Raw genomic sequence first — 11814 nt, 5'->3', positions numbered from 1 at the left:
TATAAAGTTTCATGTTTTTTCATATAAAACAAGATAAAACACTTAAAAAATGAAACCTTTTTTCGTAATCGTGGAATTGCTTGAAACCGCTTTTTTCGTATGCTAATTTATAAGCGAGGAAAAAAGAGCAAGCAATCCAAACCGGACAAAAGCAATTGCTGGATGAACAACGCTCTTTTCATCCTAATCCCAGGAGGAAACCATGATGAGTAAAAAACAAGAAGCATTAGCTTTGGATATTGTAAAGCTAGTCGGAGGAAAATCAAACATACAAGATGTTTATCATTGTCAAACACGTCTACGCTTTCATTTGATAGATGAAAATAAAGCAGATCAAAAAGCCATTGAAGCATTGGATGGCGTTGCGAAAGTCATTTTAAATGCAGGAGTATATCAAATCGTTATCGGTACGCATGTAAAAGATGTGTTTGAAGAGGTGGATAAATTCATAGATCATAAGCAAACACAACAAGTTGAAACGAAACAGAAAAAAGGAATAGCGATAACCATCATTGATTTTGTGGCAGGAACATTCCAACCAATCATACCTGCGTTATCCGGTGCCGGTATGGTCAAGGCAGTATTGGCACTATTGGTTGTATGTAAGGTTATAACAACGGATTCTCAAACCTATTATTTATTAAATTTATTCGCAGATGGAGTGTTCTTCTTCTTGCCGATGTTGTTGGCCTTTACCGAAGCACAGAAGTTAAAATGTAATCCTATTTTGGCTGTATCTGTGGCCGCAATCTTGATGCATCCGAATTGGACCGCTTTGGTAAGTGCCAATGAACCGATACATTTCTTTGGTATCATACCATTTACACTTGCTACTTATACTTCTACCGTTATCCCGATCATTTTGATCGTATTTGTTCAATCTTATGTCGAGAAGTTCTTAAATCGATGGATACCAAAGGCTGTGGAATTGGTATTTGTGCCAATGTTGACGTTCTTGATCATGGGAACCCTTGCATTATCATTGCTTGGTCCCATCGGTAGTATTCTAGGTGGATATCTTGCGGATTTCTTTACCTTTTTAAGTACCAATGCAAGTTGGGCTCCGGCTGTATTGATTGGCGGATTCTTACCGTTGATGGTTATGTTTGGCTTACATAATGGGGTTGCTCCATTGGGTGTTATGCAAATGGGAACCTTAGGTTATGATAGTATTTTTGGTCCAGGTTGTGTATGTTCTAATATTGCACAAGCTACCGCTGCCTTAGTGGTTGCGATTCGTACCAAAGATAAAAAGATCAAACAACTTGCGACTTCAGGATCCATTACCGCTTATATGGGAATTAGCGAACCTGCGTTGTATGGTGTAAATCTTCCTAAAAAATATCCTTTGATTGCGTCAATGATCGGTGGTGGTTTCGGAGGTCTTTATGCCGGCTTAACACATACCCATCGCTTTGCGACAGGATCTTCCGGTCTTCCTGCTGTATTGCTTTATATCGGGGATGATACCATGACGTTTTTCTATAACATTCTTATCGCATTGATCATCAGTATCATTGTGACTGCGATCATTACATGGGTCTTAAGTTATCGTTATGAAACAACAGAGGAAGTAAAAGAGGATATGATGGATGTATTCGCACCGATCGAAGGAGATGTAAAGGCATTAAAGGAGGCAAAGGATGAAGCATTTGCTTGTGGTGCTATGGGAGATGGAGTTGTCATAGAACCAACAAATAATCGTGTTGTCGCACCTTTTGATGGTGAAGTAGTGACCTTATTTCCAAGTAAACATGCAATAGGTATCGTATCTGATTCAGGAGTAGAAGTATTGATCCATGTGGGTATCGATACGGTAGAATTACAAGGTGCTCATTTTGAAGCTTTTATCTCACAAGGAGATCATGTGAAAGCAGGACAAACCTTACTGACTTTTGATAAAGAAGCGATTGAAAAGGAAGGATATTGTCTACAAACCATGGTCATTGTGACCAATAGCAAAGAATTTTCTTCCATTCATGTAGAGAAAGAAAAAGCAATCACCGGTGGTGAACAGCTACTAAGGTTGGAAAGGTAGGTAGTATCATGTATCATAAAAAAATAAAAGATTTCCCAGGAAATTTTCTATGGGGTGCTTCTACTTCTGCGTATCAAGTAGAAGGAGCTTATCTAGAGGATGGTAAAGGATTATCTGTACAAGATGTTCATGAGCCAACGAAAGGTATTACAGATTTTAAGATAGCCAGTGATCATTATCATCATTGGAAAGAAGATGTAAAATTGATGGCTGAATTGGGACTCAAAGCATACCGTTTTTCTATCGCATGGACAAGGATCTTACCGGATGGAGAAACTGAAATCAATCAAGCAGGGATACAATTTTATGATCAATTGATAGATGAGCTTTTACGTTATGGTATTGAGCCAATCGTGACTATGTATCATTTTGACCTCCCTTATGCACTTCATCAAAAGGGAGGATGGAACCTTAGATCGACCATCGATGCTTTTGAAACATATGCAAGAATATTGTTCGAGCATTATGGTGATAGAGTCAAGTATTGGTTAACGATCAATGAACAAAATGTTATGATCAATCATCCAAACGCAATGAATCCGGGTAAGGTACCAACAAAAAAAGAGCTTTATCAACAATGTCATCACATGTTTGTTGCTGCCGCAAAAGCAACCCTTTTGTGTCATGAGCTATGTCCGCAAGCAAAGATCGGGCCTGCACCGAATATCACTGCGATTTATCCAGAAACATGTCATCCATCAGATGTCATTGCCGCAGATAATTGGGAAAGTATTCGATGTTGGTTATATCTTGATGTAGCAGTTCATGGAAGATACAATACTTTGGCATGGTCTTATTTAGAAGAAAAAGGTTATATGCCGGTAATAGAAAAAGGTGATATGGAACTTATCGCAAAAGCAAAACCGGATATTATCGGTGTAAACTATTATGCAAGTGCAACGGTAAGTGCCAGTAGAAATGATGGCACAGATTGTCAGCCTAGAAATGGTGATCAACAAGTGATGATTGGGGAAGAAGGCGTTTACCGTGGTGCTACAAATGAGCATCTAGAACAGACTGAATTCGGTTGGATGGTAGATTCCGTTGGGTTGAGAGTTACGTTAAGAAGAGTTTATGATCGATATCATCTACCGATTTTGATAACGGAAAATGGATTGGGCGCAAAAGACCAATTGAGTGAAGATGGATGTGTTCATGACTTATATCGCATTGATTACTATAAACGTCACTTCTATCAAGCACAATTGGCAATAAGCGATGGTGTGGATCTGATTGGCTATTGTCCATGGTCTTTTATGGATCTTGTAAGTACACATCAAGGCTATGGAAAACGTTATGGTTTTGTTTACGTAGATCGAGAGGAACATGACCTAAAGAATATGGAAAGAATCAAAAAAGATAGTTTTTATTGGTATCAAGAAGTGATTCAACAACATGAATCATGCATCAAAGACGAATCAAAGGTTTGATTCGTCTTTTCCTAGCATGCTTGTAAAGCATGAAGAAAGATAGCTGATAGGTATTAGACATTAAGTATCAATCGCATTACACTATACATATAAAGGATGTGAGAAAATGAATATTCGACAATATTTGACAGAGGTTTCTTATTTTCAAGAAGATAAAGAGATGCAAGAAATCATGAATCATCATATCTTTGATGAAATATATGCACATGGAACCATGGACTTGGAAAAAAGAGAACTGATTACTTTGGCAGTTATGGCCGCAAAGGATGGCAAAGAGCTGATCAAGGATCATGTGTTAGTTTTATTACAGTTAGGTACTGATATGGAAGTCATCAAAGAAGCAGTGTATCAAGCGATTCCTTATGCGGGTTTATTGAGTGTAAATGATGCCTTGAACTATATTCATGAGGTAGGTAAAGAAGAAATGATCAATACCTCAACAGCTTCTATGAGCGTGGTGAATGAACAAACAAGATTTGAAAAAGGCTTTGAGAAACAATGCTCAGTATTTGGAAGAGATAACATTCAAGCAGGGCATGATAATGCTTTTCAGGATCTAAAACATATCCAGAATCATTTGTCTGCGCATTGTTTCGGTGACTTTTACACAAGAAAAGGTCTGGATATGAAAACAAGAGAGCTATTGACCTTTTGTGTCATTGCTTCTTTAGGCGGGTGTGAAAAACAGCTTCATGCTCATACGAAAGCGAATCTTGCCGCAGGAAATACACGCCAAGATCTGATTGAAGCGATTACGCAATGTCAGCCATATATCGGCTATCCCAGAACATTGAATGCAATTGCGATTATAAATGAAGTAACAAAATAGGAGGAAGCACATGGATAAGGAACAAATGTTAAAGGATTTGGAAAAAGAAGTTTTTCCATTAGGTGATGAAAACACAGCATATGCTGATTATTTTAACGGTACAAGTTATTTGCATATGTTAACAACGAAGCCGTTTGGAATCGGTAATGTAACCTTTGAACCGGGTTGTAGAAATCATTGGCATATTCATCATTGCGGTGGACAAATTTTATTGGTTACCGGAGGTAATGGCTGGTATCAAGAATGGGGCAAACCAGCACAAAAGCTTCATACAGGAGATGTTGTCAATATTCCACCTGAAGTGAAACATTGGCATGGCGCAACCAAGGATAGCTGGTTTTCTCATTTGGCGATAGGAGTGCCGGCAGAGGGAGCATTTAACGAGTGGTTAGAAGAAGTCAATGATCTGGAATATGAAAAATTAGACGTTTAATATAAGATCGTATCATCACGATCTTTTTTTCTACGCAAAAAAGTGATAGAAAATCATCATGCTTTTTAGGCATAATATAACATAGTAACAAAGTATTAGACATAATCAAAACTTAGGTCTAAAATGAAGTTAGATAAAGAGGAGGATACTTATGGAATATAGTAAACTTGGTCGTACCGGATTGGATGTTTCAAAATTATGCTTAGGAGGAATGAGCTTCGGTGATCCTAAAAAATGGATTCATTCTTGGGTATTGGATGAAACACAATCTAGAAGCATTATCAAAAAGGCATTGAATATGGGAATCAATTTCTTTGATACCGCAAATGTATATGGACTTGGTGCCAGTGAGGAAATATTGGGTAGAGCACTAAAGGATTATGCAGCTCGTGAAGAAATCGTGATTGCGACAAAGATCAGTGAAGAAATGCGACCTGGACCTAATGGAAAAGGATTATCTAGAAAGGCGATCATGTATGAAGTTGATCAGTGTTTGAAACGTCTTGGTGTAGACTATATTGATATCTTGTATATTCATCGCTTTGATCCCAATACACCGATCGAAGAAACCATGGAAGCACTTCATGATGTCGTGCGTTCAGGTAAGGTACATTACTTAGGAGCATCTTCCATGTATGCTTGGCAATTTCAGAAAGCTCAATATGTCGCTAAACAACATGGATGGACTACATTTTCTGTGATGCAAGGGCATTATAATTTATTATATCGTGAAGAGGAACGTGAAATGAATCCATTATGTGCCGATATGGGTGTTGCGCTTGTACCTTATAGCCCACTTGCCGCAGGAAGATTGACAAGAGATTGGACTTCTGAATCGAAACGATTCAAAGAGGATAAAGTAGCACAAAGAAAGTATGATGCTACAGCAGAATCTGATAAGTTGATCGTGGAAAGAGTAGCTGATATCGCAGAGAAATATCAAGCTACACGCTCCCAAATCGCAATCGCATGGCTATGGGCAAAAGGGGTTACCTCACCGGTCATCGGTATCACAAAAGAAAAATATCTTGATGATTTTGCGCAAGCATTTCATGTGACATTGAGTGAAGAGGATATTGCTTACTTAGAAGAACCTTATGTTCCTCATAAAATAGTAGGACATCAATAAAAGGTAAAGAGGAGTGTTTCTATGGAATTAAGAGTACTACGATATTTTCTTACGGTCGCAAGAGAAGAAAATATCACAAGAGCTTCCATCATTTTGAATATCACTCAGCCTACACTATCTCGTCAACTCATACAACTGGAAGAGGAATTGGGTACAAAGCTGTTTGAACGAGGAAAAGGAAGAATTAGATTAACAAATCAAGGAATGCTATTGAGAAGAAGAGCAGAAGAGTTATTAGAACTCGCAGATAAAACAGAACATGAATTTAAAACTGAAAATACCATCATGAGCGGAGAAATCTTTATCGGTAGTGGAGAGATTGATTCCTTTCATTATCTTGCGGATATCATGACTGATTTTTCCATCCGCTATCCTCAAGTCAAATATCATCTATTTAGTGGAAATGCAGATGATATTAAGGAAAAGCTTAATCATGGGTTGGTAGATATCGCATTATTGACAGAACCGGTATCCATAGAGAATTATGAGTTTTTACGTTTACCTGAGAAACAAAGATGGGGCGTATTGGTACGAAAGTCAGATCCTCTTGCGCAAAAAGAATACGTAGTTGCGGATGATCTTTTGCATAAGCCTTTGATCATAACCAAGCGGGCAATCGTACAAAACGAAATTGAAAATTGGTTTCAGGGAAACTTCGATGATTTGAATGTGATCGCTCAATACAATCTGATTTATAATGCTGCGATTCTTGTGGAAGCAGGACTTGGTTATGCGATCACGATCGATCATTTGATCAAAGACAGTGAAGAAAGTCTTACATGTTTTAAGCCACTTTATCCAAGTCTTGAAACAGGCAGTGTTTTGGTATGGAAAAAACATCAGGTGTTTTCCCCAGCAGCGACAAAATTTATTCAAACGATCAAGGCATCTCTTACATGATATAGGTATCAATACAGTTTACGTTCCTGTGCTTGAAATTGTTTAGGAGTCATGCCACATACCTTTTTGAAAACCTGAATAAAACTACTCTGTGATTGAAAACTTAATAAAGAACTAATTTCACTAGAGCTTTTATTTGTAAATAGGAGAAGACGCTGTGCTTCTTCTATTTTTTTGCGTTGTATGTATTGTGTTGTGGTTTCCTTTAGTTCTTCTTTGAAAATAACCGCTAGATAACTTGCGGAAACACCAATGACATTAGATAGATCCTTTAAAGAGATTCGATCATATAAATGGGTATCGATAAATTGGATACATTGATGAATATAAGGAGAATGGCGTTCTTTTGATTTTGGACATAGGGCATAAAATTCAATCATTGCGTCTTCAATGAAGGTACTGTTTTGTTTTGTGGGTAATTCTTTGATACGATTTAAATATTCATCAGATAAAGAAAAAGCTTGATCAACAAGAGCTCCCTCGTGAATGGCAGTTCTTGTCAAAAGGGTGATAAAGCTTACTAGTTTATATTTTTCGATTTCCAGTGTTTCCGGATGTACCTCTTCGATATCATAACGATGCATCTCTTTTAACATCGTTTTCATGGTATCAAATCGTCCTAATGTAAAAGATGAAAAAAATTTTTGTTCCCACGCATAATAGCCGGGTGTTGATTGTACCAACCGTCGAATGGTCAAGGTATCCTCATCTTGTGATAAATCTTTGGATTGAAAATAAATGGTATGAATATCCTGTTCACTGATTTTTTTCGTATAAACGATCATAGATAGAGTTTTGATAAAGCTGGTAAAAGTAGAAAGATGTTCGCTTGTAATATGGCGATGTAGCATGATGTTTGGTATCAAAGCTTGAATACGTGTTGGAATCGCATTCTGATCTAGTTGATGAAGTAAACAGCCACATAATATGGTATAGTTTTGATCATTCAAACAACAAGAGATCGTAGCATATGCAGCACTATGATCTTCTACGATGAGTTCTATATCATGTTGAAAAGAAAAAGGAAGAGGTTGGATGACCTTTTGAAATAAGGGTGAAGAAATCATAGGATAAACCGGTTGAAAAGCTGCGTCAAGTATCAAGATCGGTATGTGGGTCCTTGCGTATAACTCATCTAGAATTGGAATAAGGATGGAAAGATCATTCATAAAATTCACCTACTTTATCTAAAAAATCAGATAGAAATATAAAAATATTAATATATCTGTATCATTGCCTATTATATACTAAATGCAATGATAGGGATAGCGTGAAGATAAAAATACTTTTATTTTTTTATCATTGGTGTAAGCGCTTTCTGATATCAGAACATATGAGGAGGAAGGATTCTATGTTAGGTAAAAAGAAGTTGTTGTTGGCGGGATTAAGTGGGGTCGTAGTTGTTGGGGGAATTGGTGGTGGAGGTATGCTTCTAACAAATGTGCAAGCGGGAACAGGGCAATTAAAGGATGGAAGTATATCACTTTATGAAGGTGCCGGTCAATTGAAAAAAGGTGTAGATGGTGTAGATCAGTTGGGTAGTGGCTTGTATGATGGTTTGGTGAAGTATACTGATGGTGTAACAGGCGCAAGTGATGGTGCTTTGGTATTGGAAAATGGTGCTATTCAGTATGTTTCAGGTGTTAAAACTTTATCAGATGGCACAGATTTACTATACTCAGGGGTCAATACGTATACCAATGGGGTCATAAATGTTCATCAAGGTGTTGGAAAATTAGATGAAGGAGTCAATACCTTAGCAAATGGCACAGAAAAACTAGATGAAAGCATGAGTCAGATCGTAGATGGTGCGGATCAACTGAGTAAAGCAACGACGATGTTGGATAAGCAAAAACAGATGTTATTAGAAGCACCGGATCAAATGACCTCAGCATTACAAGCTTTAAAACAAGGATTGACAATCGTGCCGGATGATGAGCAGATCCAGATACTGACCACTGGTTCAAGTAAAGTAAAAGATGGGATAAATGCCTTATCTCAATCAACTGCAGTCGTAGATCAAGGAATCGATGCACTACAATATAGCTTGACCACACTACAAGAAAACATTTATCATAATGAAAATGCAAAGGCGCTCATGGCGCAATTGGCTACTGCGGATGATGAGCATTTTACACTTATCATGCAAAGTATGTTAAACAGCAAAGATGGTAGAGATACGATCAAAGCTATGGCAACTGCTTATTTAGCAACTGATCAAGCATTGAAAGACGCAAGTCAAGGTGTATCTGAATTAAAACAAGTAACCTCAGCATCAAGTAGCGGGGCATCTGGCTTATCTCAATCATATGAAGGATTGAATCAAGGAATTCAGCAATTTTCCATGCTTCCTCTGGGTATCACACAAATGAATCAAGGAATTGATGGAATGATTGACTTTATCATGGATGAAGAGCAAGGAATAAAAACAGGTATCACAACATATGTGAATGGTGTGTCTGCTGTTAATGAAGGCACAAATGCTTTATTATCTGGAGTAAGGGCTGTTTCTTCTGGTACGAATGTATTATCACAAGGGACAAAAGATCTAAAACAAGGAACCAAAGCTTTGGTTAAAGGAACATCTTTACTACAACAAAATACACCATCATTGATGGAAGGTATCACAACACTTCAAACTGGTGCACATGCACTTTTCAGCGCTTCAACACCGATATTAGAAGGAATCAATACGCTTTGTGGAGGTATGGGGAAATTGGTTGAACTAAAGTCAGGATTACTGAAAGCCGGTAAAGGTGTTAAGGATGGTAATCAAGCATTGAAAGAAGGTGTAGTACAATTGGTAGATGGCATCGAATTATTGAAAGATGGTACAAGCGAATTACACCAAGCAATCGGTGGAAAATAAATAAAGAATAAATGAAGGGAATTGAAATTGGTGTGTAGATTTCATTCTCTTTTTTGTTGGACAAGATATGATAAAATTATGATATATAACATAAATATCTGATAAAGGATAACCTTCACTTTCTGTATACTGTAGTTAGGAAGGTGATCATATGAAATTAGGTATATCTTTATATCCGGACAAAACAGACCTTGTACAAGATCAAGCCTATATGGAGCTTGCATATTCTTTAGGGTTTACACATGTATTTATGAGCTTTTTACAATTAGATATTCACGATCCAAAACGTAGTATTCAAAGAATCAAAGAGAGTATTTCATGCGCAAAAAAAATCGGTATGAGCGTAAGCTTAGATATCCACCCCTTGGTATTTCAATATATTGATGGAGATGAGCATGACCTACATTACTTTCATGATTTAGGTGTTACCTCTATTCGTTTAGATTCTGGATATGATGGTAAAACAGAGGCTATGATGACACATAATCCTTATGGCTTGCAAATCGAATTCAATGTTAGTAGAAATACGCATGAACTGGAACGCATTTTAGATTTCCAGCCAAATCGAAATCAAATGTGTGGGTCACATAATTTTTATCCACAACGTTATACAGGATTGCCGTTATCAACCTTTGTGGAATGTTCGAAACGTTTTTTAAATCATCATATACCGATTGCGGCTTTTATCACATCACAAAAAGCCTCCATATCGCCATGGCCTGTATCCGAAGGATTATGTACATTAGAAGACCATCGTGATGTATCATTAGAGGTTCAATTTCGTCATATGCAAATGATGGGACTTGTTGACATGATAATCATAGGAAATGCCTATGCCAGTGAAGAAGAGCTACGCCACATTGCCCACTATCATCAATCATCCATGCCGTTTTTAACCATTGAGATGGAAAAGGTTTCACCAATTGAGGAAACCATTGTATTATGTAATCAAGAATATCGAGGAGATGCTTCTGAATATGTGATTCGCTCTACCAAACATCGTGCTCGTTTTCATAAGGAAGCTTTAAGCGCAAGAGGTGAGGTAAGAGATCTTAACGTCGGTGATGTTGTCATATTAAATGAGGAATATGGACAATACAAAGGAGAACTACAAATAATTCTACGACCTCGAAAAAAAGATCGAAGAATAAATATCGTAGGTCATGTAGTACCTGAGGAACTCTTATTGATGAAAGAGCTACGTCCTTTTGAAGCATTCACATTGAAAAGAAAAGAGGTAATAAAATGAGTCATTATGCAGGAATCGATATCGGAGGTACAAAAATCAAACTGGGAATTGTCAATGATCAAGGAGAAATTTTATCTCAAGATATGAAAGATACACCAAAAGATTATGAAGCTTTTATTACTTTGATCAAGGAATATGTAAAGGAACATGAGAAAGATCAATTATGTGGTGTTGGTATATCAACTCCCGGAATCATCCAAGAAGATGGGTATCTTCAAACAAGTGGTGCAGTGAAATGTTTCCTCCATAGAAATTTACAACAGGAACTGCAAGCATGTTTACACATGCCGGTAAGTGTAGAAAATGATTCTAAATGTGCAGCAGCCGGTGAACAATGGTTGGGATATGCAAAGGATCATGCTAATTTTGTATGTTTGACTCTAGGTACGGCAGTAGGTGGAGCTGTTTATATTGATCATAAACTGTATCGTGGTATCGGTGGTCTTGCCGGAGAATTTGGAATTGCTTTGACTGGTTTACAAGAACACCAATATGATGAACAATCGTTTTCCTATCATGCCGCAACGATCGCAGGCTTATGTAGAAACTATAGCTACGCCGTAAAACAACGAGTATTAGATGCTAAAGAAATCTATCGACGAAAAGAGGCAGGAGATATGATAGCCAAACAATGTATTCAAGACTTCTACCATGCATGCGCAACTTTATATATAAACATTGCGGTATTTCTTGCGCCTGAAATCATTTTGATCGGAGGAGGAATCAGTAATTCAAAGGAAGCAATGCAAGGTATGATACAAGAATATGAAAAGATGTGTGAAGAATATCATGTATTATCTATGGTACATATGCCTAAGCTGATGGCTTGTAAATGTAAGAACAATGCAGGTTTATTAGGTGCTGTCTATCGTTTGTTTCAAACAATGGATCATTGTTAATAACGTCAAAAGGAAGTTGTCTGACCACTTCCTTTTTA

Annotated in this window: 10 protein-coding genes; 9 read left to right on the top strand and 1 reads right to left on the bottom strand. The window is 37.4% G+C overall.

Annotated features, from left to right (window positions below; all coding sequences use genetic code 11):
* The first annotated feature begins 205 nt into the window (after positions 1-205).
* From UGRO018_RS16745 to UGRO018_RS16720, 6 genes are all read left to right on the top strand, one after another.
* Positions 206-2038, top strand: coding sequence for a beta-glucoside-specific PTS transporter subunit IIABC (locus UGRO018_RS16745; protein WP_416327656.1), 1833 nt, complete (start codon positions 206-208; stop codon positions 2036-2038).
* An 8-nt stretch (positions 2039-2046) separates the two neighbouring features.
* Positions 2047-3468 (top strand): glycoside hydrolase family 1 protein, encoded by a 1422-nt coding sequence (locus UGRO018_RS16740; RefSeq protein WP_416327655.1) that lies wholly within the window; start codon positions 2047-2049, stop codon positions 3466-3468.
* Between the two features lie 106 nt (positions 3469-3574).
* Positions 3575-4297: a carboxymuconolactone decarboxylase family protein gene (locus UGRO018_RS16735; RefSeq protein ID WP_416327654.1), complete on the top strand. Its 723-nt coding sequence runs from the start codon at positions 3575-3577 to the stop codon at positions 4295-4297.
* A gap of 10 nt (positions 4298-4307) precedes the next feature.
* Entirely contained in the window at positions 4308-4730 is a 423-nt protein-coding gene (locus UGRO018_RS16730) for a cupin domain-containing protein (RefSeq protein ID WP_416327653.1), read from the top strand.
* 151 nt (positions 4731-4881) lie between these two features.
* On the top strand, positions 4882-5859 hold the full coding sequence (locus UGRO018_RS16725; protein WP_416327652.1) for an aldo/keto reductase: 978 nt from the start codon (positions 4882-4884) through the stop codon (positions 5857-5859).
* Positions 5860-5880: 21 nt separating this feature from the next.
* Positions 5881-6759, top strand: a complete 879-nt coding sequence (locus UGRO018_RS16720; RefSeq protein WP_416327651.1) for a LysR family transcriptional regulator — start codon at positions 5881-5883, stop codon at positions 6757-6759.
* 8 nt (positions 6760-6767) lie between these two features.
* Here the strand turns inward: UGRO018_RS16720 and UGRO018_RS16715 are convergent, their stop codons facing one another.
* Positions 6768-7928, bottom strand: a complete 1161-nt coding sequence (locus UGRO018_RS16715) for a helix-turn-helix domain-containing protein (protein WP_416327650.1) — start codon at positions 7926-7928, stop codon at positions 6768-6770.
* Positions 7929-8110: 182 nt separating this feature from the next.
* On the opposite strand from UGRO018_RS16715, the gene UGRO018_RS16710 reads away from it, so the two are divergent.
* The 3 genes from UGRO018_RS16710 to UGRO018_RS16700 all read left to right on the top strand — a co-directional run bounded on the left by UGRO018_RS16710 (position 8111) and on the right by UGRO018_RS16700 (position 11776).
* Positions 8111-9628, top strand: a complete 1518-nt coding sequence (locus UGRO018_RS16710) for a hypothetical protein (RefSeq protein WP_416327649.1) — start codon at positions 8111-8113, stop codon at positions 9626-9628.
* Between the two features lie 151 nt (positions 9629-9779).
* Positions 9780-10877, top strand: coding sequence for a DUF871 domain-containing protein (locus UGRO018_RS16705; protein WP_416327648.1), 1098 nt, complete (start codon positions 9780-9782; stop codon positions 10875-10877).
* Complete coding sequence (locus tag UGRO018_RS16700; protein ID WP_416327647.1) at positions 10874-11776, top strand: ROK family protein; 903 nt, start codon at positions 10874-10876, stop codon at positions 11774-11776. Before UGRO018_RS16705 ends, UGRO018_RS16700 begins: the two co-directional genes overlap by 4 nt.
* Positions 11777-11814 lie beyond the last annotated feature (38 nt).

The sequence above is a fragment of the Hoskinsella mucinilytica genome (genome assembly GCF_045223415.1).
In the GTDB taxonomy this organism is placed as follows: domain Bacteria; phylum Bacillota_I; class Bacilli_A; order Erysipelotrichales; family Erysipelotrichaceae; genus Hoskinsella; species Hoskinsella mucinilytica.
This window is presented reverse-complemented; position numbering and strand designations above follow the sequence as displayed.